Raw genomic sequence first — 14293 nt, 5'->3', positions numbered from 1 at the left:
AATAATACATCTACAACCCATATAAAAACATAAACGAAAACTCTATCACTAAACCAAGCTATTACATTTTCACCATGCCGATGAATTCGTTGCCGACCGGCGGAATGATGATCCGCATGGCCTGCGGCAGAATGATCCGGCGCAGCGCTTGCAGACGCGGCATGCCGATCGACTTGGCGGCTTCGTATTGCCCGGTGTCTACCGACAGCAGACCGGCGCGCACCACTTCGGCGGTGTAGGCGCCCTGGTTAATGCTCAAGCCGAGCAGGGCGGCCACGAACGGCGTCATCAGGCTCACGGTGTCCATTTCGAACAGGCCGGGGATGCCGATAGTGGGGAAGATCAGCGCCAGGTTGAACCACAACAGCAGTTGCAGGATCAACGGCGTACCGCGGAACAGCCAAGTGTAGGTCACCGCCACATAGCGCAGGATCGGATTCGCCGACATGCGCATGATCGCGGTGATTACCCCGAACACAATGCCCAGGGCCATCGCCAACACCGCCATGACGATGGTGTTGAACAAGCCCCACATGATCGCCTGGGAGGTGACGAACTGGCCGATGTACGACCATTCGATCTTGCCTTCAGCGAAGGCGCGCACCAGGCCGAGAATCGCGATGACGATCACGGTGGCGAAGAAAATCCGCCCGTAATAACGCCGCGGCACGTGGTGGTACTGGGTGATATCAAACTGGTTGTCCGCCAGGTTGCGCTCCGCCTGGAGACGTTCTGCCTGAGTCTGGCTCATGATGTTTCTCCGTACACTGGTGTTTCAGGTCCAACTCAATCCCTGTAGGAGCGAGGCTTGCCCGCGAAGGTGGTGGGTCAGTTTGAATCAGTGGTGACTGACACACCGCCTTCGCGGGCAAGCCTCGCTCCTACAGGGTTTTCGCTCTGTATCAGAGGCGGAAGCCCTGATAGTTTTCGGTCCACTCTTGCTGCGCGGCGAGGGCGGTTTTCAAGCGGCCGATCTGTTCGCGCACCTGTTGCGGCGCAGTGCCGCCCCAACCACTGCGAGCAGCGATGGCGGCTTCCAGGGTCAGGCTGTCGCGCACTTCCGGGGTCAGGCGTGGATCGATCTCGGCCAGCAGCGCCGTCGACGCTTCCCACAACTCGATGTCATGTTTCTCACAAGCCTGGACCAGCGCACCGGTAATCTCGTGGGCTTCCTTGAACGGTACGCCGCGCATGGCCAGCCAGTCGGCGACTTCGGTGGCAAGGGTGAAGCCCAGTGGCGCCTGACGCCGCAGCTCTTCAACGTTGACCTTCATGGTCGCGACCATCCCGGCCATCGCTGGCAGCACCAGCAATAGGGTGTCGACACTGTCGAGCACGCCGTTCTTGTCTTCACTCAAGTCGCGGTTGTACGACAGCGGCAAGGATTTCAGGGTGGACAGCAGGCCAGTGAGGTTGCCGATCAGGCGGCCAGCCTTGCCCCGAGCGAGTTCGGCGATGTCCGGGTTTTTCTTCTGCGGCATGATCGAGCTGCCGGTCGCGTAGGCATCGTCCAGCGCGACCCAGCGAAATTGTCGCGACGACCACAGGCAAAACTCTTCAGCGAGGCGGGAAATGTTGATCCCGAGCATGCTGGCGATAAACAGGAATTCGGCGACGTGATCACGGCTGGCGACGGCGTCGATGGAGTTTTCGCACACGCCGCTGTAGCCCATTTCCTTGGCCGACTGCTGCGGCAGGCGAGCAATGGCGGAACCGGCCATGGCCGCTGCACCGAGTGGCGACAGCGAAGTGCGCACGTCCCAGTCCACCAGGCGTTGCACATCACGCAGCATCGATTGGGCGTGGGCCAACAAGTGGTGGGCGAACACGATCGGTTGCGCCTGCTGCAAGTGCGTGAAGCCAGGGCAAATGCTTTCGATGTGTTGTTCGGCCTGATCCACCAGCGCTTGTTGCAGGGCCAGGACTTCAACGGCCAGGGTGCGCACGTGATCACGCAGGAACAGACGCAGGTCGTTGGCGGTCTGGTCGTTACGCGAACGGCCGGCGCGCAGCTTGCCACCGAGGGCGCCGAGGCGTTCGGTCAGCAGGCGTTCGATAAAGGTGTGGACGTCTTCGTCGTCAAGGGTCGGGGCGATGCTGCCGGCCTTGAAGTCGGTGCCGATGCGCTCAAGGGCATCGAGCATGGTCAAGGTTTCTTCTTCGCTCAACAGACCGGCGCGTTGCAGTTCCCGGGCATGCGCCTTGGAGCCGGCCAGGTCGTAAGGGGTGAGGCGAAAGTAGCGCTCGGGGCAACGGGACAGCGCCGCCAGGGCTTCGGACGGGCCGCTTTTGAAGCGTGCACCCCAGAGACGGTCGGTGGTTTGAGACATTGTTGTTTTTCCTCGTCGTTACGCGAAAGTCAGAAATTGATCTGGTGTGTTGCGAGGAGCTTCGCGGGCAAGCCTCGCTCCTACAGATCGGTGTGCCAGACCCCGATCACTTGCCTTGAGTCGATAAAAAATCGACCGGGCGTGGTCAGGCCAAAGCAGTTTTCAAAGGGGCAGTTGCGAAGGGGCGAGAGCTGATCGAAGTGTCAGCTTTTAATAGTGCGAAATCAGTGAGTTGGCACTCAGGTACGGATTTTATTAACGGTTGCCAAGCCTTGTTTTCTGTGTTCATTATTATTGGCCAGCTATGTTTTTTGTTGTTGGACACAGATTGTTTGCTAGAGCGCCAGAGGTAAATAAGCATTATGGAAACCCCACTTTCCAATTCCGGAAACCCGCCACCGAAACCGACTCAGCGGGCTCCATTGGCGCTCAGCGGCCTGGACTTCAAACTGCTCAAAGTGTTCAAGGCGGTGGTCGAGGCCGGTGGTTTCAGTGCCGCGCAGAACGAGCTGAATGTGGGCCTGGCGGCCATCAGCAAACAGATTTCCGACCTGGAAATCCGCATCGGCATGCGCCTGTGCACCCGTGGGCGAGAAGGGTTTCACCTGACTGAAGAAGGGCGCTTGGTATATCAGGCGTCGATTGATTTATTTACCTCGGTCGATAACTTTCGTGATCGGCTTAGTTCCGCGCAGAACGAACTTATTGGTGATTTGGGTGTGGGGATTATTGATAACACGATATCCGATCCTAATTCTCCGTTAGTTGCGGCGCTTAGAAGGATCAATGAAGAGTCACCCAAAGTAAGGTTTCAACTTCAAGCCTCGCAACTGGATGAAGTAGAGCGAGGGGTTGTGGAAGGGCGATTAGTCGCGGGGATTGTGCCGGTTTATCAGAAGCGTGAAGAGTTCGATTACTACACGCTTTACGAGGAACGCTCAGAGGTTTACTGCGCGGTTGGCCATCCGTTGTTCGCGGTGCCGGAGGCGGAAATCGGCAGCAACGTGCTCAAGGATTACGAGTGCGTCAACCACCGCTACGCGATCCATCGGGACAAACTCAACTTTGCCCGTTACGACAGTTTTTCAGCCTCGGCGACCCAGGTCGAAGCCGTGGCGCTGCTGATCAAGACCGGATGTTTCGTGGGTTTTCTACCGCAGCATTACGCCGCGAGCCTGGTGGCCCAGGGGCAATTTCGTGCGGTGCGTCCGGACCTTATTCATATCGTCACGCCGTTCAATCTGATCCTGCGCCACAACACTGTGCGTAGTCCGCTGGTCAAGGCGTTTGCCCAGGCGTTGGGGGTCGATTTGAAGGTGCTTGGCTAACAACTAGTTGCAACCTGGAACTGCGCACGAACATGTAGGGGCTGCCGAAGGCTGCGATCTGTTGATCTTAAAGGCACAGTCAAAAGATCGCAGCCTTCGGCAGCTCCTATAGGGGGCCGGTGTTATCACTTGAGGTGCAGTAAGACGTAATCGTTTTTGTCGAAACGCCCGATCAACGCAGGTTCCAGCGACCCCAGCAAAGTGCCTTTCAGGGCTTTGTAATCACTCTGATCCAGCATTACCCAAACCGGCGCCTTGATGGTTTCAAGTTCCTGGACCGACTCGGTGAACACCGGTTGTAAATCCTGCTCGATATTGACCATGAACTTGATTGCCTTGGCGTCTTTGCCCATGCCGAACAGCACCAGCGGCGCCGGATCCTGTTGAAGCTTGGCGAAGGCTGCGCGACTGAAACTGCGCGTCTCGTAGAGCTGGCGTTCCACCGGCTCGACCACCAGGATGTACACCGACCACAACCCCAGCACCGCACACAACGCCAATACCTGCGCCCGCCAGGCCGGCCGGAAAAGCGCGGCCAAAGCTAGCGCCTGCAACACGCCGAGCACGATCAATATCGGTGCCAGCGAGGTCAACATGTCGGGAAAACGTCGCTGACCAACCAACAAACCGATGATCAATAACCCCGGGATTACCAGCCACAACCCTTGCAACACACCGCGCAACAGGCCAAACAACCGACCGTGGATCACCTGGAACGGATACGCAGCAATGATCGCTGCCATGGGCAACATCGGCAGTAGGTATCGAGCCTTTTTCGCCTGGGGAATCGACAGCCCGAACATCACGATCAACCCGGCCGCCGCACAGTACTGCACCAGCCGCAGCGACGGACCGGCATCACGTGGATTGGTCAGAAAGATCGCCGCCAGCGCCAACAACCCCAGTGGATACGCCAGCGCATAGTTGCCCATGGAACTAGTGAAGTAATACAGCGAGCCACTGACGCCTTCACTGCCGTCCATGCGTCCCATGAACTGCATGCGAATCACGTCTTGCATAAAGACCGGGCCACCACTGGCCTTGGCCAGCAGCAACAGCAAACCGATGCACAGCACCAGCAATCCAGCGGCGATCAGCCCGAACGCCAACAGCCGGCGCCACTGCCGATTGAGCAGGAAATAACTGCACAGCATGCCAGTTGGCACCACCAGGCCAATTGGCCCACGGATCCCGAAACCCAACAGCAACAAGGCAAAGATCAGCAGCCAGCGGCGTGGCGCGCCAAAGTGGTCGGCGGCGTAAGCCAGGTAAAACACCGCAAACGCCACCGCCGCGAGCATCAAATCCAAAGACACGGCGCGGGTTTCGGTGATGAACGTGTTGGTCAGCAACAGCAGGGCAATGCTCAGCAACGCCCAGCGCGTGGAGTAGGGCGCCAGCAGCCGATACATCAACGTGACGATCACCGCGCCGGCCAGCGCGCTCGGCAGCCAGGCGCTGAAAGCGCTCACCTGACCGAACGGCAGCGACAGCAACCAGACAAACAGCGTGCTCAACGCCGAATAGTCGGCATAGGGCTGGCCATAGGTGGTCGGGAACACCGTCGGCCCGTGGCGCAGCATTTCTTGGGCGAACAGCACGAACCGCGAATCGAAACCGATCGCGGCCTGCTGATAAACCCCGGCCATGAACAACAGCAGCGCCAACAGCCCCACACCGAGGGACTGTCGACGGACAGTGTCATTCACGCTCAGGCAACCGACGAGATGGCAGACCATTGCTGATACGGAATCGGCAGGTTGCGCGATTCACCACGGCCCATCGGGAAGTACAGGAACCCGGCGCGTGACAGACGCTCGGCGTCATACAGGTTGCGTCCGTCGAAGATCACCGGCGCGGCCAGGCGCTGGCGGATCAGGTCGAAATCAGGGGCCTTGAACTGTTGCCATTCGGTGCAGATGATCAGCGCATCGGCGCCGGCGAGTACTGATTCCGGCGTGCCCATCAACATCAGCTTCGATTCGTCCGGGTACAAATGCTGGGTTTCCTGCATCGCTTCCGGGTCGAACGCCCGCACATTGGCTCCGGCCGCCCATAAGGATTCCAGCAACACCCGGCTCGGCGCATCGCGCATGTCATCGGTATTCGGCTTGAACGCCAGGCCCCAAACAGCGAAGGTCTTGCCGGCCAGGTCGCCCTTGTAGAACGCTTTCACGCGCTCGAACAGCTTGTGTTTTTGCCGTTGGTTGATCGCTTCCACCGCTTGCAACAGGTCGCTGGAGCAGTGCGCCTCTTCGGCGCTGTGGATCAACGCGCGCATGTCCTTGGGAAAGCACGAACCGCCATAACCGCAGCCGGGATAGATGAAGTGGTAGCCGATGCGCGAGTCCGCGCCGATGCCTAGGCGCACAGACTCGATATCAGCCCCTAAATGCTCGGCCAGCTCGGCGATCTGGTTGATGAAGCTGATCTTGGTCGCCAGCATGCAGTTAGCGGCATATTTGGTCAGCTCGGCGCTGCGCAGGTCCATGAACATGATGCGGTCGTGGTTGCGGTTGAACGGCGCGTAGAGATCGCGCATGACCTCACGCACTTCGTCCCGCTCGCAGCCGATGATGATGCGGTCCGGGCGCCGGCAGTCAGCCACTGCCGAACCTTCCTTGAGAAACTCGGGGTTGGAGACGATATCGAACTGCAACAGCCGATTGGCTTCCTGAAGCTTGCGCTCGATGTGAGCACGCAACGTGTCGCCAGTGCCCACCGGCACCGTGGATTTCTCCACCAGAATTACCGATTGCTCACGATGACGGGCTACCGCATCACCGACCGACAGCACGTATTTCAGGTCGGCCGAGCCGTCCTCGCTCGACGGCGTGCCCACGGCGATGAACAACACCTCGCCATGCTGCACGGCCAGCTTCTCGTCGGTGGTGAACTGCAGGCGCTTGGCCTCAAGGCTTTCCCTGACCAGACTGGCCAGCCCCGGTTCGAAGATGCTGACATGGCCCTGCTGGAGCAATTCGACTTTTTTGGCATCGATGTCCATGCAGATCACATCGTGGCCGACTTCAGCCAGAACGGCAGCCTGTACCAGGCCAACGTAACCACTACCAAATACACTGATTTTCATGGGTCATTCCTGAGAACGGAGACGCGAGCAGGTCGAGAGTTGATGGTGATGACACCCAGGATGACCAGGGCCACCCCGAGGCTTTTTGCGAGACTGAAATGTTCGTTGAACGCCGGTAGGCTGGCGGCCAGCAGGTACACCAGCGCGTAGCTGATGCTCAGCAGCGAATAGGCGCGACCCAGCGGCACGTCGCGCAGGGCGAGTAGCCAACTGAGCATCGACAGCGCGTAGGCGAAGATTGCCGCCAGCACCACGCCGATGGCGGTCAGATCGACGCTGCCATCGCGCAATGCCGTCAGCCACTGATCGGGTTGCGGCAGTCGGCTCATGCTCCAGCGCATGCCCAGTTGCGCAGCGCTGGCCAGGGTTACGCTGCCCAGGGCGAAGGTGATTCCACGGCGCAGACTCATGCGTGTTGCCCCAGCAAAACCACGCCGCCGATCACCAGCGCGACGCCGAACCAATGACGCCGGTCGACGGGTTCGTGAAAGATGAAGCGCGCGACCAAGGTGATCAGCACGAAATTTAGGCTCAGCATCGGATAAGCGATGCCGACTTCCAGGCGTTGCAACACCAGCAACCAGACCAGCAGGCCCAAGCCGAGGGAAAGCAACGCCAGCCACAGCCATGGCGAACGCAGTTTCTCGCCCCAGCCTGTGTTCTTGCCGCGCCAGCTCTCCACAGCGTATTTCTGGGCGATCTGGCCCAGGCATGTCAGCAGGCACGCGGTCAGCAACAAAAGCAGGCTCATGCCGCGTCCTTGGGGATGATCAGAATCACCAGGTTGCCTTGCTCATAACGCTTGCCCTCTTTAGGCAGCAGATCCACTTCCTGCAGTTCGTCATCACCCTTGACCCGCATGACCACGCCCACGGAACCCTGCTTACGAGCATCGCGCATCCACTGTTGCACTTTGTCGAGGTTGATCCGCCGATTGCGCGATTCGGGGAAATTAAGGCCGTATTTCAGCTCGCCGACGGTGTTGAACAACCCCACTTGTGCTGTTTTCAGGCGCCAGGCCAGGGCCGAAGCAGCGCCGAGGTCGTTGCTCATCAGTTGGCTGGTCTGGCTGAGTTCCTCGGCGTGTTCGAGGATGAATTGGTCAGGGGTTTTGTTCGCCACCACCGAGTTGGGCAGCCCGGACGGAATCAGGCCGATGAACAGCAAGCTGCCGAATGCCGGTGCCGCCCAGCATTGCAGGGGCCGGAAGGCTTGCAGCAGGTTGGCCATGATCCAGCCGATCAGCGCGATAAACACCAGCACCAGATTGTGCAGTTCGAGTTCATAGAGCGGCTTTTTCAGTTGCAGGTAAACCAGCGCCAACAGCACCGTGAGGCCCAGCACCAGATTCAGCAGGCCGTTCAGTCCCAGCGCCCGGCCTTGCTCAAGGCGCAAACGGTCGGCCACTGCATTGCCCAGCAACAGGGCCAAAGGCAGCAGGCACGGCAGGATGTAGGTCGGTAATTTGCCGTTGCTGAAGCTGAAGAAAATCAGCGGCATCAGTAGCCATAGCAGCAGGAAGACCACGCTCGCTTGGCGTCGCGAGTCCCAAGCCTGTTTCAACGCAGTCGGCAGCAACACCGCCCACGGCAAGCTGAACGCCACCAGCAGTGGCAAGTAAAACCACCATGGCGCGTCATGCTGGGCATCGTCGCCGGCAAACCGCCGAATGTGCTCGTGCCAGAAGAAGAATCGCCAGTAATCGGGTTCCTGGGCATGCACGGCCAAGGCCCACGGCAGGCTGATCGCGATGGCCACGACGATCGCGAGCGGGCCGTAGACTAGCAGCTCACGCCAGCGCTTCTGCCAGAGCATCCATGGCAGCGCGACCAGCACTGGCAGCACCCAGGCCAGAAAGCCCTTGGTCATGAAGCCCATGCCGCAGGCCAGTCCCAACACGGCCCAGCTCAGCAGCCGCTGGCCACGGGTGACGCTGTCGAGCGCAAACCACAGCGCCACGAGACTCAAATTGACCCAGAGCGTGAATTGCGGATCGAGGTTGGCGTAACCCGCCTGACCGGCGACCACGGTAAAACTCATGTACAGCAACGCGCAGGCAAAGCTTTTGCGCGGGTCGTTCCACAGGCGCCGGGCGATCAAGTAGCACAGCAACACGCTCAACCCGGTGCTCAGGGCCGAGGCGAACCGCACGCCGAACAGGTTCTCGCCAAACACTGCCTGCCCGAGGGCAATCATCCAGTAGCCGGCTACCGGTTTTTCGAAGTAGCGCACACCCATGAAATGCGGCGACACCCAGTTGCCGCTCAGGAGCATGTCCTGGCTGATCTGGGCGTAGCGGGTTTCATCGGGAATCCACAGGCCATGGGTGCCCAATGGCAGCAAGTAGGCCAGCAACATGACGACCAGCAACACAGGCAGGGCCCAGCGTTTACTCATGCGCCTTGCACTCCCAGCCAGCCTTCGCGGCCATCGAGGGCGCCGCGTACCACACGCCCGTCCGGCAGGCTGGCGAATGACTCGGGCAACAAGTCGCCCAAGGGTTTGAAACAGATGTCACGCTGGCGCGCATCGGCCAGCAACTGACGAAATTCGTTAGCCATGAGAATCCCTTCTACTTCGGCGTGGATTGTGTAGACGTTGAGTTTTTCAGGGGTGAAGCGGTCGAGAATGAAAGCGTTGAAATCCTTGGCAGCCACGGTCGGCCCGACCACCTCATCGAAAGTCGGTAAATCCACCGGGATTTGCGGTGCGCCCAACAGGCCATTGGCCAAAGTCGGCTGGAACAGGCTCTGGCCCCGGCAATCGCTGTTGTAGCGAAAGCCGAACGCCTGCTTGGCTTCGATCACGCGCTCGTCCGCCCGCCAACCAGCGGAGGCCGAGCAGTCGACCTTTTCCCCGAGGATGTCACTAAGGCTGTCGACGCCCCGGCGAATCTGCTCGAGCAGTTGCGCATCGCTCCAGCGCCCGGCATTGGCTTGCCAGCCATGGTGGTCCCAGGCGTGCAGGCCGACTTCATGACCGGCTGCCTTGGCCTGACGCATCAGGTGCCCGAGGTCGCGACCGATGGCTTTGCCCGGCCAGGCAGTCCCCGCCAGCAAAATGTCCCAACCATACAGGCCAGCGGCGTTGGAACGCAGCATTTTCCAGAGAAATTGCGGGCGGATGAGGCGCCACAAATGGCGCCCCATGTTGTCCGGCCCGACGCTGAAGAAAAACGTCGCCTTGACCTGGGCCTCATCGAGGATTTCCAGCAACCGGGGCACACCGTCACGGGTGCCTCGGTAGGTGTCGACATCGATTCGAAGGCCTGCCTGCATCAGTGCTTGTCCGCGATTTCGAGCATGGCTTCACGCAAGAAGAAGTCCAGCGTGTTGCCGATGGTCTCGCTCATCTCGACGGTCGGCGTCCAGTCCAGCAGGCGCTTGGCGTTGTCGATGCTCGGTTTACGGTGCGACACGTCCTGGTAACCGGTGCCGTAGAACGCCTTGCTTTCCACGTCGCGGAAACCGGCGAACGGCGGAAAATTGCTGCGCAGCGGATGCGCTTCGAACTGACGCAGCAGCTCTTCGCCCAACTGGCGGATGCTGGCTTCGTTATCCGGGTTGCCGATGTTGATGATCTGGCCGTTGCACACGTCATTGTCGTTGTCGATGATCCGCGCCAGTGCCTCGACGCCGTCAGCGATGTCAGTAAAGCAGCGTTTTTGCTCGCCGCCATCGAACAGACGAATCGGCGTGCCTTCCACCAGATTCAGAATCAGTTGGGTAATGGCGCGGGAACTGCCGATCCGTGCCGAGTCCAGACGGTCCAGGCGCGGCCCCATCCAGTTGAAAGGACGAAACAGAGTGAAGTTCAGGCCTTTCTGGCCGTAAGCCCAGATCACACGGTCGAGCAGTTGCTTGGAGACCGAGTAGATCCAGCGTTGCTTGTTGATCGGGCCAAGGACCAGGTTCGAGGTGTCTTCATCGAAACGTGCGTCCTGGCACATGCCATAGACTTCCGAGGTCGACGGGAAGATCACGCGTTTGTTGTACTTGACGCAGTAGCGCACCAGTTTCAGATTTTCTTCGAAGTCCAGTTCGAACACGCGCAACGGGTTGCGGGTGTATTCGATTGGCGTGGCGATGGCTACCAGCGGCAGGACCACGTCGCACTTCTTGATGTGGTACTCGATCCACTCGGAGTGAATGCTGATGTCGCCTTCGACGAAGTGGAAATTCGGGTGGCTGCGCAGGCGCTCGATCGCATCGGAGCCGATGTCCAGGCCATAGACTTCATAGCGGTCGTCACGCAACAGACGCTCGGACAAGTGATTGCCGATGAAACCGTTGACGCCGAGGATCAGCACCCGAGTGCGGCGGGGTTTGCGACCGGATTCAGCACCACGCAATACCGAACCGTCTACCAGACCGAGCTCATTGGCCAGTTGCGGCCCGCTCAGGTACAAACCGTTGTCATTGCGCTGACCGGCAGTGATCACCAGCGAGTCTTCGCCACACGCAATGCGCAGCGGATCGACGCTGATCACACGGCCCGGGGCCTGGCCTTCATTGCCTTTGGCCACTTGCGCGCCCCAGACAATCAACTTGTGCTCGCCGACGTCGCAGAACGCGCCCGGATACGGCTGGGTGACGGCGCGCACCAGGTTGAACAATTCTTCCGCCGGTTTTTTCCAGACCAGTTTGCCGTCTGCCGGGGTGCGGCGACCAAATACGCTGGCCTTGGATTCGTCCTGCGGGGTTTCGCTGACTTTGCCTTGCAACAGCGCCGGCAGGGTGTCGCGCAGCAGCGAACTGGCGGCGTCGCGCAACTTGGCGTGCAGGCTCAGGGCGGTGTCGGAACGCTCGATCCCGACCCTTTGCTGGGCAAGGATGGCGCCGGCGTCGGCACGCTTGACCATGCGGTGCAGGGTCACGCCGGTTTCGGTTTCGCCGTTGACCAGCACCCAGTTGGCCGGCGCGCGACCGCGATACAGCGGCAACAGCGACCCGTGCAGGTTGAACGCCCCTTTGCTCGCGGTGGCCAGCAACGGCTCGCTCAACAGGTTGCGGTAGTAGAACGAGAAGATGTAGTCCGGGTTGAGCTTGCTGATGCGCTCGATCCACAGCGGATGGTTGGCATCTTCCGGGGCGTGCACCGGAATGCCTTTAGTGGCGCACAGTTGTGCGACGGAGCCGTAGAAGGCGTTTTCCTTCGGGTCATCGGCGTGGGTGAACACGGCCGCAATCTCATAACCTGCGCCGAGCAGGGCGTCGATGCCGGCACAGCCGATATCGTGATAGGCGAAGACAACAGCTTTTTTGCTCATGAGAGAACCTGTTCTGGAGAAGTGGAAGTGAGACCGTCGACCGTGACAGCGGGAGCCGGAGGGGCGGGTTGGCTACGCAAGACTTTTTCGATAAAGAACCGTGGGCGCGCGCGGACATCGCTGTACATGCGGCCCAGGTATTCACCCAGCAGGCCCATGCCGATGAATTGCCCGCCGGTGAAGACGAACAGCACCGCGAACAGCACGAACATGCCGTCGCCGGCCCATTCAGAGCCGAATGCCAGACGCAACACGATCAGCGCCATCGCGAACAGCACGCCGAGGCCCGCCATGGTGAAACCGACGATGCTGAGCAGGCGTAGCGGGGTGGTGGTCATGCAAGTGATCAGGTCGAACATCAGGTTGACCAGGCGCATCGGGCTGTACTTGGATTCGCCGTGTTCACGCTCGGCGTGGGTCACCAGAATTTCCGTGGTGTGCCGGGCAAAGCTGTTGGCCAGGATCGGAATGAAGGTGCTGCGTTCACGGCAGGCGAGCATCGCGTCGACGATGGTGCGGCGGTAGGCGCGAAGCATGCAGCCGTAGTCGCTCATGGCCACGCCGGTGGAGCGCTGCACGGCGAGGTTGATCAGTTTCGACGGCCAGCGGCGCAGGGCCGAGTCCTGACGGTTGTTGCGCACGGTGGCGACCACGTCGTAGCCAAGTTCGGCCTGGGCCACCAGACGCGGAATTTCTTCCGGCGGGTTCTGCAGGTCTGCGTCGAGGGTGATCACCACGTCGCCTTTGCACTGCTCGAAACCGGCCATGATTGCCGCGTGCTGGCCGTAGTTGCGGTTGAGAATGACCGCGACCACCCGACTGCCTTCACGATTTGCGGCGTCTTCGAGGATCTGCGCCGACTCATCACGACTGCCATCGTCCACCAGTACGATTTCGTACTCGTAATGCAATTGGGCGCAGGCTGCTTCGGTGCGACGCAGCAGCTCAGGCAGGCTTTCTTCTTCGTTGTAGACCGGAATAACGATCGACACGCAGTGGATTGGGTAAGGTTTCAAAGGCTTCTGTCCGTAATGTTGGCAATGGCTCCGACGACTCGTTCGACGTCGTCGGTGGTCATGTCGGGGAACAACGGAATCGAACACAGCCGCGCCGAGTTCCATTCGGTATCGGGCAGGTAGATGTCCGGGAAACGCTGGCGGTAGTAGGTGTGCAGGTGGGTGGCGATGAAGTGGATGCCGGTGCCGATGTTCTGCTCCTGCAAGGCCTTCATGAACGCTTCGCGGTCGAGGCCGCAGCGATCGGCGTCGATGCGCAGGATGAACAGGTGCCAGGCGTGTTGTTGCGCATAGGCCGGGATCGCCAGCGGTTGCACCGGCAAGCCTTCGAGCTGTTGCAGATAGGTCTGGGCCAGTTGCGTGCGCTTGGCGTTGATTTCGTCCAGGCGCTCCAGTTGCACCAGGGCGATGGCGGCGTTGATGTCGGCCAGGTTGTACTTGAACCCGGGCTCGATAACCTGGGCCTGGGGTTTGCGGCCACCGGTCAGGCGGTCGTAGGCGTCAACGCCCAGGCCGTGAAATTTGAGCATGCGCACACGGCTGGCCAGGGCTTCATCGTCGCTGACAAACATCGCGCCCTCGGCGCAGGTCATGTTCTTGATCGCGTGGAACGAGAAGATCGCCGTGCCTTGGGCGCCGACGTGGCGACCTTTGTAAAAAGTGCCCGCCGCGTGGGCCGCGTCTTCGATCACGGCAATCCCGTGTTTGTCGGCCAGCGCATAGAGCGGATCGAGATCGAACGCCGCACCGGCGTAATGCACCGGGATGATGGCTTTGGTGCGCGGCGTGATTGCCGCTTCGATGCTGTCCAGATCGGTCATCAGGGTGTCGCGATCGACATCGACAAACACCGGTGTCGCGCCCAACAGGCAGATCATGTTGGCGGTGGACACCCAGGTCTGCGACGGGGTGATGACTTCATCCCCGGGACCGATGCCCAAGGCCAGCAAAGTGATGTGCATACCCCCGGTAGCCGACGACAATGCCACGGCATGCTTGCAACCGACATAGTTGGCGAAGTGCTCTTCCAACGCCTGGTTTTTTGGCCCGGTGGTGATCCAGCCAGAGCGCAATACTTGCTCTACGGCTGCAATTTCTTCATCGCCGATACTGGGGCGCGAGAAGGGGAGAAAAGCCTGACTCATGGGGACCTCGGGGCTGGCACAACAATGAAATTTTGGCTGCAAGGATTGGATCCACACCGAAGCGTAGACGCTAAAAAATAAAGCGCATCAATGAGTTGCTACATAAATATTACA

11 protein-coding genes and 1 pseudogene are annotated in these 14293 nt (G+C 60.0%); 1 reads left to right on the top strand and 11 read right to left on the bottom strand.

Features of this window, described 5'->3' with window-relative positions:
* Window positions 1-751, bottom strand: a pseudogene (locus ACIOYV_RS04195) (amino acid ABC transporter permease); the annotation flags it as partial.
* Window positions 752-902: 151 nt separating this feature from the next.
* On the bottom strand, window positions 903-2330 hold the full coding sequence (argH, locus tag ACIOYV_RS04190) for an argininosuccinate lyase (protein WP_265038661.1): 1428 nt from the start codon (window positions 2328-2330) through the stop codon (window positions 903-905).
* A gap of 362 nt (window positions 2331-2692) precedes the next feature.
* Here argH and ACIOYV_RS04185 point away from each other — a divergent pair, with 362 nt between their 5' ends.
* On the top strand, window positions 2693-3658 hold the full coding sequence (locus ACIOYV_RS04185) for a LysR family transcriptional regulator (protein ID WP_401321100.1): 966 nt from the start codon (window positions 2693-2695) through the stop codon (window positions 3656-3658).
* Between the two features lie 125 nt (window positions 3659-3783).
* On the opposite strand, the gene ACIOYV_RS04180 is transcribed toward ACIOYV_RS04185, so the two are convergent.
* The 9 genes from ACIOYV_RS04180 to arnB all read right to left on the bottom strand — a co-directional run bounded on the left by ACIOYV_RS04180 (window position 3784) and on the right by arnB (window position 14179).
* Window positions 3784-5307: an ArnT family glycosyltransferase gene (locus ACIOYV_RS04180; protein WP_401322597.1), complete on the bottom strand. Its 1524-nt coding sequence runs from the start codon at window positions 5305-5307 to the stop codon at window positions 3784-3786.
* A gap of 62 nt (window positions 5308-5369) precedes the next feature.
* Window positions 5370-6749, bottom strand: a complete 1380-nt coding sequence (locus ACIOYV_RS04175; protein WP_401321097.1) for a UDP-glucose dehydrogenase family protein — start codon at window positions 6747-6749, stop codon at window positions 5370-5372.
* Complete coding sequence (arnF, locus tag ACIOYV_RS04170; RefSeq protein ID WP_054045860.1) at window positions 6746-7159, bottom strand: 4-amino-4-deoxy-L-arabinose-phosphoundecaprenol flippase subunit ArnF; 414 nt, start codon at window positions 7157-7159, stop codon at window positions 6746-6748. Before arnF ends, ACIOYV_RS04175 begins: the two co-directional genes overlap by 4 nt.
* On the bottom strand, window positions 7156-7500 hold the full coding sequence (gene arnE, locus ACIOYV_RS04165; protein ID WP_401321093.1) for a 4-amino-4-deoxy-L-arabinose-phosphoundecaprenol flippase subunit ArnE: 345 nt from the start codon (window positions 7498-7500) through the stop codon (window positions 7156-7158). The genes arnF and arnE overlap by 4 nt, the downstream gene beginning before the upstream one ends.
* Window positions 7497-9146, bottom strand: a complete 1650-nt coding sequence (gene arnT / locus ACIOYV_RS04160) for a lipid IV(A) 4-amino-4-deoxy-L-arabinosyltransferase (RefSeq protein ID WP_401321091.1) — start codon at window positions 9144-9146, stop codon at window positions 7497-7499. The genes arnE and arnT overlap by 4 nt, the downstream gene beginning before the upstream one ends.
* Window positions 9143-10027, bottom strand: coding sequence for a 4-deoxy-4-formamido-L-arabinose-phosphoundecaprenol deformylase (arnD, locus tag ACIOYV_RS04155; RefSeq protein ID WP_401321088.1), 885 nt, complete (start codon window positions 10025-10027; stop codon window positions 9143-9145). Before arnD ends, arnT begins: the two co-directional genes overlap by 4 nt.
* On the bottom strand, window positions 10027-12018 hold the full coding sequence (arnA, locus tag ACIOYV_RS04150; RefSeq protein ID WP_401321086.1) for a bifunctional UDP-4-amino-4-deoxy-L-arabinose formyltransferase/UDP-glucuronic acid oxidase ArnA: 1992 nt from the start codon (window positions 12016-12018) through the stop codon (window positions 10027-10029). Before arnA ends, arnD begins: the two co-directional genes overlap by 1 nt.
* On the bottom strand, window positions 12015-13034 hold the full coding sequence (gene arnC / locus ACIOYV_RS04145) for an undecaprenyl-phosphate 4-deoxy-4-formamido-L-arabinose transferase (RefSeq protein ID WP_401321083.1): 1020 nt from the start codon (window positions 13032-13034) through the stop codon (window positions 12015-12017). Before arnC ends, arnA begins: the two co-directional genes overlap by 4 nt.
* Complete coding sequence (gene arnB, locus ACIOYV_RS04140) at window positions 13031-14179, bottom strand: UDP-4-amino-4-deoxy-L-arabinose aminotransferase (RefSeq protein WP_401321081.1); 1149 nt, start codon at window positions 14177-14179, stop codon at window positions 13031-13033. The genes arnC and arnB overlap by 4 nt, the downstream gene beginning before the upstream one ends.
* Between the last annotated feature and the right edge of the window lie 114 nt (window positions 14180-14293).

This window comes from Pseudomonas sp. NPDC087342 (assembly GCF_044744265.1).
GTDB lineage: Bacteria > Pseudomonadota > Gammaproteobacteria > Pseudomonadales > Pseudomonadaceae > Aquipseudomonas > Aquipseudomonas nunensis.
Note: the sequence above shows the minus strand (reverse complement) of the source record. Positions and strands in the feature narration are given on the sequence as shown.